This is a genomic window from Phaeocystidibacter luteus, assembly GCF_008933115.1.
GTDB classification, from domain to species: Bacteria; Bacteroidota; Bacteroidia; order Flavobacteriales; family Schleiferiaceae; genus Phaeocystidibacter; species Phaeocystidibacter luteus.
The window spans coordinates 22,967-36,982 of sequence record NZ_WBVO01000001.1 but is presented as its reverse complement, the minus strand read 5'-3'; the positions used below and the strand labels follow the sequence as shown (position 1 = coordinate 36,982).

General features: G+C 47.1%; 9 protein-coding genes. 5 read left to right on the top strand and 4 right to left on the bottom strand.

Annotation, left to right across the window (positions count from 1 at the left end; all coding sequences use genetic code 11):
- Positions 1-38 precede the first annotated feature (38 nt).
- Positions 39-3,353: a DUF7948 domain-containing protein gene (locus F8C67_RS00140; RefSeq protein WP_170266294.1), complete on the top strand. Its 3,315-nt coding sequence runs from the start codon at positions 39-41 to the stop codon at positions 3,351-3,353.
- A 57-nt stretch (positions 3,354-3,410) separates the two neighbouring features.
- Complete coding sequence (locus F8C67_RS00135) at positions 3,411-4,040, top strand: carbonic anhydrase (RefSeq protein ID WP_151665753.1); 630 nt, start codon at positions 3,411-3,413, stop codon at positions 4,038-4,040.
- A 3-nt stretch (positions 4,041-4,043) separates the two neighbouring features.
- On the opposite strand, the gene F8C67_RS00130 is transcribed toward F8C67_RS00135, so the two are convergent.
- From F8C67_RS00130 to F8C67_RS00115, 4 genes are read right to left on the bottom strand one after another with little or no spacing between them, the layout of a single operon-like run.
- Complete coding sequence (locus F8C67_RS00130; protein WP_151665752.1) at positions 4,044-5,186, bottom strand: cysteine desulfurase family protein; 1,143 nt, start codon at positions 5,184-5,186, stop codon at positions 4,044-4,046.
- Positions 5,186-6,670 carry an aminotransferase class V-fold PLP-dependent enzyme gene (locus F8C67_RS00125; RefSeq protein WP_151665751.1) on the bottom strand — a complete coding sequence of 495 codons (1,485 nt, stop codon included), beginning with the start codon at positions 6,668-6,670 and terminating at the stop codon, positions 5,186-5,188. The genes F8C67_RS00130 and F8C67_RS00125 overlap by 1 nt, the downstream gene beginning before the upstream one ends.
- Before the next feature lie 42 nt (positions 6,671-6,712).
- The gene (gene glmM, locus F8C67_RS00120; protein WP_151665750.1) at positions 6,713-8,107 is read right to left on the bottom strand and encodes a phosphoglucosamine mutase; all 1,395 of its coding nucleotides are present in this window, start codon (positions 8,105-8,107) and stop codon (positions 6,713-6,715) included.
- A 52-nt stretch (positions 8,108-8,159) separates the two neighbouring features.
- Positions 8,160-10,289, bottom strand: a complete 2,130-nt coding sequence (locus F8C67_RS00115) for a Tex family protein (protein ID WP_151665749.1) — start codon at positions 10,287-10,289, stop codon at positions 8,160-8,162.
- A 146-nt stretch (positions 10,290-10,435) separates the two neighbouring features.
- Between F8C67_RS00115 and F8C67_RS00110 the strand changes: the two genes are divergently transcribed.
- The 3 genes from F8C67_RS00110 (at position 10,436) to F8C67_RS00100 (ending at position 13,872) form a co-directional block, all read left to right on the top strand.
- Positions 10,436-11,827: a tetratricopeptide repeat protein gene (locus F8C67_RS00110; RefSeq protein ID WP_151665748.1), complete on the top strand. Its 1,392-nt coding sequence runs from the start codon at positions 10,436-10,438 to the stop codon at positions 11,825-11,827.
- A 321-nt stretch (positions 11,828-12,148) separates the two neighbouring features.
- Positions 12,149-13,141, top strand: coding sequence for a DUF368 domain-containing protein (locus F8C67_RS00105; protein WP_407675829.1), 993 nt, complete (start codon positions 12,149-12,151; stop codon positions 13,139-13,141).
- The gene (locus F8C67_RS00100) at positions 13,141-13,872 is read left to right on the top strand and encodes a shikimate dehydrogenase family protein (protein ID WP_151665747.1); all 732 of its coding nucleotides are present in this window, start codon (positions 13,141-13,143) and stop codon (positions 13,870-13,872) included. Before F8C67_RS00105 ends, F8C67_RS00100 begins: the two co-directional genes overlap by 1 nt.
- Positions 13,873-14,016 lie beyond the last annotated feature (144 nt).

The window sequence follows — 14,016 nt, the reverse complement described above, 5'->3', positions numbered from 1 at the left end:
AGGCAACAAAGTCGTTAATCCATCGTATTTTAGATAGTATGCGCAAACTCTATTCTTCGCTTTACATGCTGATAGCCACCCTGCTATCACTTGGCGGCTTTGCTCAAATTGAAGCAGAGCGAATGAGTGTGCACGCCATTTTTGAAGCAAATCAAGGTCAATGGGAAGGTCCATTCGACTATAGCCTGAACCTCAACAACGGCGGTGTTTTCTTCGAGCCAGGTGGCTATTCCGTTCACCTTCTCAATCCAGAACAACTTTCACGCGGCCAACACCAGCACCATGCCCACGACCATGAAGGTCATCATCATGAACCTGTTGTGCCGTTCAATCGCATTCAGAGCATCGCATATACGGTCGAGTATGTCGGCGCAAATAAGATGGCTCCAAGTAGCGGTGGGCATAAAGCCCCGTATCATAGGAATTATTTCAGAGGCAACGACGAAAGCAAATGGGCTTCCGAGGTCCCACTCTACGGCTCTGTCACTTACAACGACTTCTATCCGAACATCGATATCCGGTACTACTCGAAAGACGACCATTTCAAATACGACTTTATCGTAAATCCTGGAGGTAACCCCACTGCAATCCAATGGAGTGTTGTGGGAACCGAAATGGAAATTATCGAAGGTGAACTGCATTACAAGGCCCCTTTTGGCGATGTTGTTGAATGGGCACCTGTCGTTTATCAGATTGTGAATGGCGAAAAAGTAATCATCCCATCTTCCTTTCAGTTGAGCAACGGGGTCGCAAGCTTCGATGTTGGAGCATATGATTCCTCTCTACCGCTCATCATTGATCCAACCGTCGTATTTTCAACATTTTCAGGCTCCACATCAGATAATTGGGGATTTTCTGCTACTTACGATTTGAATGGCGGTCTCTATGGTTCTGGGATTTGCTTTGGCACGGGATATCCGACCACTAACGGTGTCTATGATCCTAACTTCACCGATGGACCTAGTCCGAATCTCACTTATGTAGACGCGACCATTTCCAAATTCAGTCCAGATGGAAAGTCACTTCTCTACGCTACCTACCTCGGTGGCAGTGAGAGCGACCAGCCCCATTCTATGATTGTGAATAGCCAAGGTCAACTCATCGTCTATGGAGTTACAGGGTCATCAAACTTCCCTACCTCGGCCAACTCAGCAGACAACACCTTTGGCGGTGGTCCAAACACAGTGCCTTTCAGCTTCTACCCTCTCAACAATCCATTTTACGGATTCCCTGCAGGGACCGACGCATTCATCGCGGTATTCTCCCAAAACGGTAGCAACCTCGTGGGTTCAACCTATATCGGCGGCTCGGGAAGAGAAGCCATTAACACAGCTATCCAACGCAATTACGGCGATGGTTCTCGTGGAGAAGTAATCGTAGATCCAAACGACAACATTTATGTGGTCACCACCACTTTCAGTAGCGATTATCCTCTAGTAAATTCAAATGTCGGTGGCATTGCGGGCCAGTGTGACGCGGGAATTACGAAGCTGAACTCGAATGCATCAAGCTTCATATGGAGCACGATGTATGGTGGCACTGGCGCCGACCAAGGCTATGGAATTGAGGTGGCAGACAATGGATTCGTTTTCATCACGGGCGGCACCAACAGTCAATCTATTCCGGGAACCACCAATGGGTTCGACCCAACATACAACAACAACACAGACGGATATATCGCACGATTCGACGCCAATGGAGCGCTTACCGTTGCTACCTATCTCGGAACATCAACTTACGACCAAAGCTTTTTGATTGATTCGGATAAGTACAACGCCATTTACGTATTCGGGCAATCTTCAGGTAACTATCCCAAGACTTCAGGAGCTTGGAGCTACGGTTCTAGCCGACAGTTCATTCACAAGTTTAACAACGACCTATCCTCCTCTATCTTCTCCACAGCCTTTGGCAGCTCGGCTAATAATAACATGAACCTCGTACCTACGGCCTTCAATGTAGATGAATGCCTGAATATCCTTTTGAGTGGATGGGGTGGTTCCGTGAATTCACAAGCTGGATTCTTAGGGGGAAATGTACGCGGATTGCCAACCACAAGTGATGCAGAACAGACAAGCACCGACGGAAGTGATTTCTACTTCATGTCACTCAGCGCAAACGGTCAATCCCTATCCTACGCCACGTATTTTGGAGGTAGCGTAAGTGAACACGTTGATGGCGGAACAAGTCGCTTTAGTCCGGATGGACAAATTTACCAGGCTGTTTGCGCAGGTTGCGGAGGAAGTAATTCATTCCCAACCACAGCGGGTGCTTACAGCCAAACGAACCGAAGCAGCAACTGTAATCTGGGATCGGTTAAGTTCAATTTCGACGTGAGCATTGAAGCTGCGGCAGATATTGATTACACAGTGGATGTTGACACGGTTTGTAACACGCTTACTGTTCAGTTTACAAACAACTCACGTAACGCTAACGTGTATGAATGGGAGTTTGGCAACGGGGTCGCTTCCCCTCTTTCCGAGCCTATCGTTAACTACGTGAATTTCGGAACGTATCAAATCCGCCTAGTAGCGATAGACACGATCTGCGACATTTCCGACACCGCATACTTGACAATCGTGCACGACACAGGAATTGCACCTAAAGCAGGCTTTGAGGTTGACTACACCGTTTGTGATGCAACTCGCACAGTGTACCTCACAAATCAAAGTCGGAAATCGACCAACTACACTTGGAACATGGGTAATGGAGACATTCTGACTGGCTTCGAACCCGCATACTCCTACCCTCAAGAAGGACAGTACACCATTACGATGATCGCGGAGGATACCGCTTGCAATAAGTTCGATACGACTAGAGCGGTGGTCAATTTTGTTACCGATATAGAAGCTCCGGTGGTGCACATCACGCCGTCCGATTGCAAGAATGGGCGATTTGACGTGAGGTATGAAAACGATTCCTCTTACTACCGCTATCGCTGGGAATGGGAAGATGGAACGGTTGAGTGGGATAAATTCCCCGACACCAAAGCCCCGCGATCTGGAGTTCAAACCGTAAAACTTACCATTGTTGACGACGTGTGTAATTCGATTTGGAATTACGAATTCGAGCTTGATATCGACAGAATTGACAATAGGATATACATACCAAACGCCTTCTCCCCGAATGGCGATGGTGTAAATGACGTCTTGCTACTCAAGGGCAATACGTGTTTGCGAAATACGCGCTTCGTGATTATGAACAGATGGGGTCAAGAGGTCTTCGTGACCGATACTCCATTCTCAGAATTCTGGGATGGTCGCTTTAAAGATGGAAACATCAAGCAGGATACCTACGTGTATGTATTCTATTCTGAAGACGGCGAGCGCAAGGGCTATGTGACAATTATTCCGTGATATACTGCGGATTCAGGTTGGCGTCTATTATCTTGTACCTTATAAACATTAGACCCTATGTCACATACTCTAGACGCCCTGCTAGAGGGTAACAAGCAGTACATCAAGAACATTAATGAGAACTTTCCCGAGCTTTTTGATGCTCTAGGTAAAGGTCAAAGTCCCGAAGTTCTATGGATTGGCTGCGCCGATAGCCGCGTTCCTGTAAACCAACTTACCGATTCAAAGCCAGGTACAATATTCGTTCACCGAAACATTGCCAACGTGGTGGTTCACACAGATATGAACCTTCTGTCTGTCGTTTTCTACGCCGTTAAAGTACTCAAGGTTAAGCACGTTGTAATTTGCGGACACTACGGATGTGGTGGTGTTGCTGCCGCGCTAAGTGGAGCGTCTCATGGCATTATTGATACTTGGTTAAATCACATTACTGACATCTATCGCATACACAAAGACGAAGTCGATAAATTCTCGGGAGAGGAGAAGAATCGCAAGATGGTTGAAATCAACGTGAAGGAACAAGTGCAAAACATGGCTCGCATTCCATTCTTGCAAGACAGCTGGAAGGAAGGCGAAGGACCTTCCGTTCATGGTTGGGTATACGATGTGGGAACAGGAGAGCTTTCTGTACTCGACAGCATCGTGAAAGGTCAAGAAGACCTTACCGAAATGTACCGTTTTGTATAGTACCTATTGCTGAGTCAATTCAGCAAAAGCTTCCAAGAAACTCTGAATCTCTGCTGTGGTGGTGTACCGCCCGGTAGAGATTCTTAAGTTTTGGGTAGGAACATCAGGTCGAATAGATTCAATCACGTGCGACCCCTTTTGAGCTCCGGAGTTACACGCACTTCCTCCTGAGATGGCAATGCCTTTCATATCGAATTGAAAAAGGAGCATGTCATTCTTTCCATCCTGTGGCAATGCGACGCTGAGAACAGTGTAAAGACTCTTCCCAATGTCGGCACTACGGCCGTTGAACATTGCATCGGATCGAACCTTTCGAATACCTTCTATCAAGTCCTGCTTGAAGCCATTGAGACGAGTCTCTTCCTCTTCTCGATCTGAGCAAACAAGCTCAAAGGCTGCACCTAAACCAGCAATCCCGATGATGTTTTCTGTCCCAGAGCGCATGTTACGCTCCTGACCTCCTCCAAAATTCTGTGGATGGATTTTCACTCCGCCTCTAGCAAACAAAAATCCAACTCCCTTGGGGCCGTTAAACTTGTGGGCAGAGCATGTGATAAAATCAATCTTCGTTACGGCCAAATCGATTTTAAAGTGACCGATGGTTTGCACTGTATCACTGTGAAATAGAGCTTCATGGGTCTTACAGATATCACCAATCGCGTCAATATCCATCAAGTTTCCAATCTCATTATTCCCGTGCATAACGGAAACAAGAGTCTTTTTGCTCGAACTCGTGAGCAACGCTTCAAGTTCATTCAAATCGATATCACCGAACTCATTCACCTTCAGGAAAACGAGCTCAACGCCGAACCTATCCCGCAAGTGTTCAGCAGGATAAACGACTGCGTGGTGTTCCGTAGGAAGGGTAATAATACGCTCTACACCTAAATCGCGTACAGAAGATTGAATGGCCAGGTTATCCGCCTCCGTTCCTCCAGAAGTGAAGAATATCTCACCTGGCTCACAATTGAGCTCTTTGGCAATCTTCTTTCTCGTCTGTTCGATTAATATCCTCGATTCACGCCCGTAGCCATGGGTGGATGACGGATTTCCAAACACCTCCATCGCTTTAATCATTGCCTCCTTTACACTAGGCGCAATGGGTGTTGTAGCGGCATTATCGAGGTAAATCGTATTGGTATTCATTAGCTATTGAACCAGCCGTTTACACGGTCTTGTACGTCGTACTTGTAGGTTTTGTGTACAAACTCGTTGTGCGAAGGATCGTAATCATAGTCCTTCCCCCACTCCACGTGGTTGTCTGCCACACCTTCAATAGCGGTACAGATGTACTCTACGTCTTGATTTGTCATCGTTGGATGCAGACTCACACGAATCCATCCCGGACGGTGTGAAACGTCTCCCGACAAAATCTCATTCTTGATGATATCACTGTGGTCTCGGTCTACACTCAACAAAAGGTGACCGTACGTTCCCGCGCAAGAACAACCGCCACGAACCTGCACGCCAAAGTGGTCATTCATCAATCTCGAACCGAGATTGTAGTGAAGATCTTTAATCACTAGTGAAATCGCTCCAAGTCGCTCTTGGTGTGGCGAAGCAAGAATTTCAATATTCTGATGCGCCGATAAGCGCTCCATCATGTACGATACAAGCTCATGCTCACGCTTCATGATTCTATCCACGCCCATTTCCTCTTTCAACTCGATTGAGAGAGCAGTGCGAATAGCTTGCAAGAAACCCGGGGTTCCACCGTCCTCACGCACTTCAATGTCATCGATATAAATGTGCTCGCCCCATGGATTCGTGTACATCACTGTACCTCCACCGGGGTGGTCTGGCTGCTTATTGTTGTAAAGTGAGTTGTGGAAAATCACAACGCCACTACTACCTGGACCTCCTAAGAACTTGTGTGGAGAAAAGAAGATTGCATCCAAACGCTCGTCGTGGTCTTCTGGATGCATATTGATGTCCACATATGGCGCGCTGCACGCAAAATCAACGAAACACCAACCATCGGCTTTGTGAATCATCTTGGCGATTTCGTGGTACGGTGTTTCTATGCCCGTCACATTTGAAGCCGCCGTTATCGCAGCAATCTTCCACGTTCTGTGAGCGTATTTGTCGATTGTCTCCTGCCACGTATCAAGACAGACCAAGCCGTCGTCTTTACATGGAACCACAACCACATCGGCTATAGTTTCGAGCCATGAAACTTGATTGGAATGGTGCTCCATGTGGGTGACAAACACAATCGGCTTATCATCCTCTTTAATACTTACTTGAGCGCGGAACTTGTCGTTGATTTTGAGACCTAGAATACGTTGGAATTTCAAAACCGCACCCGTCATTCCTGTCCCCACGGTGAGAAGAACATCATCCTTGGAAGCGTTCACATGCTTCTTGATGACCTTTCTCGCCTTGGCGTAGGCCAATGTCATAACCGCACCGGTGTAAGACGTTTCGGTATGTGTATTCGCCACATACGCCCCCATCTCTCGCATTTTATCCTCAATTGGACCGTAAAGCCGTCCACTCGCAATCCAGTCGGCGTAAATCAAAGGCTTTTGGCCAAAAGGAGTGTCAATTGACTCATTGATTCCCAAAATGTTCTCACGAAATTCCGAGAACTCGGTTTCTAATTGCGAAAGCTGTGCGGTTGTACTCATGGCAATTCTGTTAGATAGCAAAGATACAAATGGACTTTGTCTCTATGATTTTGCAAACTCTCCAAGCTCTCCAATGAAGCGTTGAGCCAGTTCGTCTGCTTCTGATTTTGAAGGAGCCTCAGTGTATACTCGGATGATAGGCTCTGTGTTCGATTTTCTCAAGTGAACCCAGCTTTTAGCGAAGTTGATCTTCACCCCATCGATAGTGCTCACATCTTCATTCTGATATGCAGCTGCCGCCTTTTCGAGGATAGCATCTACATCCAATTCTGGCGTGAGTTGAATCTTTTCTTTAGCCATGAAATAATCCGGATACGAAGCTCTGAGCTCTGACACCTTCATTTTTTTGTTGGCTAGGTGAGTGAGAAACAATGCGATTCCAACGAGGCTGTCGCGGCCATAGTGAAGCTTGGGAAAAATGATTCCTCCGTTGCCTTCGCCACCGATTACGGCATCCTTTGCCTTCATCTCTGTAACCACGTTCACCTCCCCAACGGCTGAGGCTGAGTACGTGCTATTGTGCTTGTCGCAAATGTCACGCAGCGCACGCGAAGAGCTCAAGTTGCTCACAGCGTGACCATTTGTACGCTCGAGTAGGTAATCTGCCACAGCGACAAGTGTATACTCTTCGCCGAACATGCTACCATCTTCGGAGATCAGCGCCAGACGATCAACGTCTGGATCTACAACAACACCGAAATCTGCTCCAGATTCAGGAACTGCCTTCATGATATCCTGAAGGTGCTTCTCTAGCGGCTCTGGGTTATGCGGGAAAATACCCGTTGGTTCGCAGTAAAGCTCAACCACATCATTTACACCAAGTGCCTTCAACAGTGGCGGAATAGAAATTCCACCAGTGCTGTTTACTGCATCAATCGCAACTTTAAAATTCGCTGCTTTTATGGCGTCAACGTCAACCTCATCGAGGTCGAGAATCATTTTAATGTGATCCGAAATCGCATGCTCGTAGGTAGTCAACTTCCCCAGTTTCTCTACCTCAGCGAAGTTCATGTCGGCTTCCTCGGCAATTTTGAGGATTTGCGCGCCATCTTCAGCATTTACAAACTCGCCCTTTTCGTTGAGCAGCTTGAGTGCATTCCAGTTGATTGGGTTATGCGAAGCAGTAAGGATGATTCCGCCATCTGCTCCGAACTCGGGAACCATCATTTCGACGGTTGGCGTTGTGCTCAATCCCAAATCAACAACATCGATTCCGAGTCCAACCAAAGTGGATGAAACCAGATTTGAAACCATTTCGCCACTCGGACGAGCATCGCGGCCAATCATCACCTTTAGGTGTGCGCCAGCATTATTTCGACGTTGAAGCCATGTGCCATAGGCAGCAGCAAATTGGACTGCGTCTACTGGGGTGAGTGCGTCACCTGGTGCTCCACCAATGGTTCCTCTGATTCCTGAAATCGACTTTATGAGTGTCATATCTATATTCGGTTTTGGGTGTCCAAATTTCGGAACTACGTACCAGAAATGGTCAAATCCTGTCAATTAATCTCAATCCAATGCGGTTTCGGCGCTCATCAACTTCTTCAACTCGCACCTTTACGTGATTCTGAACTTGCAGCACCTCGCTTGGATGGGCTACGTAGCCGTCTTTTAGTCGAGATATGTGAATAAGCCCATTTTGCTTGATTCCCAGGTCGACAAAAGCTCCAAAATCCGTTAGGTTGGTCACGATACCCGGCAGCTCCATACCAATAGAAAGCTCCGAGATGGAACGGATGTTGGCGAACTCGAACACCTTCACCGAACCTCGAGGATCACGCGCAGGTTGAAGCAGTTCATTTTTTATATCCTCCAACGTTGGCAACCCAACATCGTCGCTCGTAAAGCTGCTCCAATTGATGGAACGAATTGCTTCTGAATTTCGAACAACATCTGCCGGTTTCAACTTCACGGAACGCGCTATTTGAGTCACTAACGCATATCGCTCCGGGTGCACACCTGTTGTATCCAGTATGTTTTCTGAGTTTGAAACGCGAAGAAAACCTGCGGCCTGTTCGTAAGCCTTAGCGCCGAGCCTTGGCACCTTCAAAAGGTCCTTTCTCGATTTAAATGCGCCGTTCTCATTTCTGTAGTTCACAATGGCTGTGCTTAGTGAGGGACCTAATCCCGCCACCTTTTCTAGCAGCGATGCAGAAGCTGAGTTGAGTTCTACTCCGACCGCATTCACGCACTTCTCCACTACTCGGCTCAATCGCTCTTCGAGTCTTTTTGGGTTGAGATCATGCTGATACTGACCAACGCCGATGTGCTGTGGTTCAATCTTTACGAGTTCGGCTAACGGATCTTGAAGGCGTCGACCAATGCTCACCGCACCTCGAACGGTCACGTCCTTATCGGGAAACTCAGCACGAGCGATCTTAGAAGCACTGTATATGGATGCGCCGTCCTCGTTGACAACGTACACTTGAATCTCAGAATCAAATCGAGTATTTCGAACCAATTGTTCGGTCTCTCTGCCAGCAGTTCCGTTTCCTATTGAAATCGCTTGGATTTTATACGCTGAAACTAGAGTGCGCAACTTCTTTTGAGCCTCGGCCCATTCCTTCTGGGGAGGATGCGGATAGATGGTTTCATTGTGAAGAAGCCGACCGTATTCATCGAGGCAGACTACCTTACAACCCGTTCTAAAGCCGGGGTCTATGGCAAGTGTTCGGACGTTTCCAACCGGAGGTTGAAGTAAGAGAGGTTCAAGGTTTAAGGCGAATACGTCGATAGCTGCCTCTTGAGCCTTCGCATCTAGTTCGGTAAACACTTCGGACGACAACGATGGGAGGAGAAGTCTCTTCCAGGCATCTTGTCCTGCGTCAAGCACCGCTGCGGAAAGCTCACCACTTCCTTTTACAATGAAACGATTCAATGCATTTTCGATGGAATGGTCGCTAATTTCGATGGAGAGTGAAAGCACTCCTACTTTTTCGCCACGTCTCATGGCGAGGAACCTGTGTGACGGTACACGTCGAACTGATTCAGAATGAGAATGATAATCGAGGTAGGTCTGCGCTTCTTCTGTTGAGGCGTCTTTCCCTCTCTTTAATTTTGAAACAAGTTGACCTTCGCGTTCAATTGCTTTGCGAAAGTGATTTCTTAGCGCGATTCGTTCGTTGACCCACTCAGCGATAATGTGCTTTGCACCGGCTAACGCTTCTTCATAATCCAAGTGCGAAGGCGCGGTTCGAAGTACCACGGCCTCTAGGTCCGACTGATTCTGGGCCATAATCTGTTTGGCTAAGGGAAGTAACCCCGCCTCAATGGCTACGTCGGCCTTTGTCTTTCTTTTGGATTTATAGGGGAGATAGATATCCTCTAGAGTGGATAGATCCCAGCACGCTTCAATTTGTGCCGATAATTCGGGAGTGAGCTTACCCTGTTCATCGATTGATTTCAGGATAGATTTCTTTCTCTTCTCGAGTTCATTGAGACGATTTAGCTCATCGATGAAACTTCCGAGCTGCACTTCATCCAGTCCGCCGGTCGCTTCTTTCCGGTATCTGGCCATAAATGGCAAGGTTGCACCATCGTCGATCAAACGGATTATCGATTCTGTACGTTTTATAGATATACCTTGCGATTGCGCGAGGATTTCAAGCTTCTTTTCCAAGGGCTGATGATAATTTGAGCTTCAAAATAAAGCATTGTTAGACGGCTTTGAAAGCATGTTGATTACTCTGTTGAAAATCGCTTGAGGCACAGTATCTTTGCAGCGATTGAAAAAGATACCTTGAGATAGGTTCAAAACAATCATTCATGTTTGACGCAGAACAACCCGATACCGAGCTCCTCATACAGCGGTTTGAAAGAATGATGAAGGAAGAGGATGTGAGGTTCTTCGACGTAGAGGAATTCGAGTACATAGCCGAATACTACCTGGAAACAGGTCGCTACCAGAAAGCCCTACATGCTATTGACATCGCTTCTAGCCAGCACCCGCAGGTAGCAGCGTTTCCTTTGAAACGTGCGCAGTACCTCGTGGCGATGGATAAAATCGATTTGGCGGAGCAAGAGCTTGATCGCGCGGAGTCGCTAGACCCGTTCAATGCCGACATGCTCATCGCACGAGCTACCATTGCCTCTAAGCAAGGGTTGCACTCGCAGGCTATCCGTTTGTTTAAATCTGCCATTAAAACAGCTCAAGACGGAGGCGACATCTATCCGATGATTGCCGCAGAATACCAGAGTTTAGGTCGATATGAAGAGGCTGTAAAGTTCCTCAAGCTCTCCATAGATGAATTCCCAGACGACGAGTTGTTGCTCTACAACCTCGCCGTATGTTTTGATATGTTGAACCAAGGCGAGAAGGCCATTGAGTTCTTTACGCAGTACATCGAAAAGAATCCATATCACGAAATTGCTTGGTACCACTTAGGCATTACGTATTCGAAGATGAACAACTTCGAAAAGGCTGTTTGGGCTTTGGATTATGCCTTGGTCATTGACGATTCGTTCACAGCCGCCTACTATGAGAAGGCTCGCGTGCTCGAACGAATGGGACTGTTCCAAGAGGCTGCAGATACGCTTAGAGCATCCTTCGAAAGTGACGAGCCTACAGGCTATAGTTACTACCGAATCGGCAATTGCTACCGTCAAATGGGTCAGCAAGACGAAGCTCTTCGCGCCTTCAAGCATGCCATTCAGTTGGATGAGGAGTTAGACGAAGCGCACTTGGAGTTGGCGTTGATCTACCTCGACCAAGAGAGATACTACGAAAGCATTCACGCGATTAAAAAGGCCGTTTCTCTCGACAAGGAGAATCCGGACTACTATGTCATTGCCGCCGACATCTATAAAAAGGTAGGCATGTTGCTCGAAGCGGAAGAATGTTACAAATCTATTTTGCAATTAGGGTTCCATGAGCCTGATATCTTCATCGATTACGCGGAGCTGTTGCTAGACCTCGATATGGTTGACCAGGCAATGGCGCAGTTGGAAGAAGGTATCAAGTTTAACCCCGACAGTGATGAGCTTCACGCGGTTATGGCTGGATATTTATTCAGTCTGGACGAACGAGATGAAGCCTTTAGCATTCTCACAAAAGGATTGGAAAACGGCTCTACCGTTGGCGAAGCCATCATCAACTACTTCCCACACTTAATGGATGACTTTGAGTTGATGCAGGTTTTGCAGAAGTACAAGCCGTGAGGCGATTCTCGCGCTTTTGTGTGACTTGGTTCTCGCAAAAACGCAAAGTGCAATATTGAAACGTGTGTGTGTTTTCACATTCAAAGCTCCTAACTATCAATTATTCCCTGATTTCAGGCACATCGTTAGTTCAGGCATAATCATCAAAATTCTATAAAAAGTAATCGCGTATTTACTTTTTGCATTTTTTTTGCAGCTTGCCCGCCAGCCGGCGGGGGAACCCCATACAGCTCGCCACCACAAATCGCGTTTTTGCTATTTGCGTTTTTGCGAGAATCACATTAGATAATCACCCTATATTAGCCCTCAAACAACCACCCTGTGAATAGCAAACGTACTTTCCCACAATACGCCATGATCACCCTCAAAGGTCTTGCAATGGGCGCTGCAGATGTAGTACCAGGGGTGTCTGGAGGCACAATTGCCTTTATCACGGGCATTTATGAGGAACTGATTGAAAGTATCAATCGCGTAAATCTCGAGGCACTTAGAACATTGAAAAAGGATGGACTAAAAGCCGCTTGGGATTATATCAATGGCTGGTTTTTCGTTTCACTGTTCGTGGGTATTGGCATTTCAATCGCCTCTCTTGCAAAAGGAATTTCGTGGCTGCTCGTAAATGAGCCCGTATTGTTGTGGAGCTTCTTCTTTGGATTGGTATTCGCCAGTATCTTCTTCGTCGGTAAACAGGTTAAAAAATGGGGCTTACCTCCCGTTGTTTCGTTTATCCTCGGCGCGGTAATCGCCTATTGGATCACCATACTTCCGGCCTCAGGGGCCAACTCAGCCCTCTGGTACATCTTGTTGAGCGGTAGCATTGCTATTTGTGCAATGATTCTACCAGGTATTTCAGGATCCTTTATTCTCGTCCTTCTTGGAAGCTATGCGGTTGTGCTCGAAGCAATTCACGAACGAAACCTTGTCATTATTGCCGTATTTGGAGTTGGAGCTGTAGTAGGACTACTCTCTTTCGCACGCGTTTTAAAGGTGATGTTTGCCAAGTATCACGACTTGACTATTGCACTACTCTCTGGATTCTTACTTGGATCCTTGAATAAGATTTGGCCTTGGAAAAGGGTTGATGAAGTGATGGTAAAGCACGCTGGTGAGGTTGATGAAGAGATTGTAAATGTGGTCGAAAGAACGGTTCTTCCTTCAGACTTTACCACGCCAGAAGTTTTGAATGGCGAGGTGGTTGGACAAGTTACCGCCGATCCTCAACTCTGGATGGCTATCGGCCTAGCTGTTGGCGGAGCAATCCTCATTTTCGCTCTTGAGAAATTTGGCAGCTCAAGCGAAGTAAACCCAGAGTAATGCGCAGATTCGGACTCATCGGCAAGTCACTTTCGCACAGCTTCTCTCCCGATTATTTCAGTACTAAGTTTGAAAAAGAAGGAATAACAGATGCGGAATATGTCACTTGCGAACTGAACGAAATCTCGGACTTCCAATCGCTCAAAGACCAGGACTTCATCGGATGGAACGTCACCGTCCCTTACAAGGAAGCTATCCTCCCTTATTTGGATGAACTTGACGAGGATGCACGCGCCATAGGTGCGGTCAACACCATCGTAAAGCGGGGGAAGACACTTAAGGGATTTAATACAGATCACATCGGTTTTGAGAGAAGCCTACTCCCCTTCCTGGAGCCATCAGATCAGAAAGCCCTAATTCTGGGAACCGGTGGCGCCAGTAAAGCCGTTGCATACGCGTTAAAGCGCAGAGGAATCAACTACGCATTCGTCTCGCGTAACCCACAGGCCGGTCAACTTTCTTATGATCAACTCACGGGCTCGGTGATGCCCTATGTTCAGATGATCATCAACACCACACCGATTGGAATGTATCCAAATGCCGATGCTCATCCTCCTGTCCCCTTCGAACTCATTGAATCGACTCACTTTCTAGTGGATTTGATTTACAATCCAGAGGCGACCATCTTCTTACAAGTTGGAATGGCCCATGGCTCTAGAACCTTGAATGGACTGAGCATGCTTCATCATCAAGCGGATGAAAGCTGGAGGATTTGGAATGAGGGGAAGTGAGGAAACTTTGTCGGGGTTCTATACAATCCATTCACAACTCCAATTCTCATTTTGCTATTTCCGAGCGTAATGGCAGTCGATAATACGCCAGGCACCCCATAAAATCGGCGCTGATTGAAGCTTCAACATTGCGACAACACAGTC

Bases quoted from the DNA above. Each gene is read 5' to 3' on its own strand.
- F8C67_RS00140 (WP_170266294.1), top strand. From the start codon at position 39: ATGCGCAAACTCTATTCTTCGCTTTACATGCTGATAGCCACCCTGCTA.
- F8C67_RS00135 (WP_151665753.1), top strand. From the start codon at position 3,411: ATGTCACATACTCTAGACGCCCTGCTAGAGGGTAACAAGCAGTACATC.
- F8C67_RS00130 (WP_151665752.1), bottom strand. From the start codon at position 5,186: ATGAATACCAATACGATTTACCTCGATAATGCCGCTACAACACCCATT.
- F8C67_RS00125 (WP_151665751.1), bottom strand. From the start codon at position 6,670: ATGAGTACAACCGCACAGCTTTCGCAATTAGAAACCGAGTTCTCGGAA.
- glmM (WP_151665750.1), bottom strand. From the start codon at position 8,107: ATGACACTCATAAAGTCGATTTCAGGAATCAGAGGAACCATTGGTGGA.
- F8C67_RS00110 (WP_151665748.1), top strand. From the start codon at position 10,436: ATGTTTGACGCAGAACAACCCGATACCGAGCTCCTCATACAGCGGTTT.
- F8C67_RS00100 (WP_151665747.1), top strand. From the start codon at position 13,141: ATGCGCAGATTCGGACTCATCGGCAAGTCACTTTCGCACAGCTTCTCT.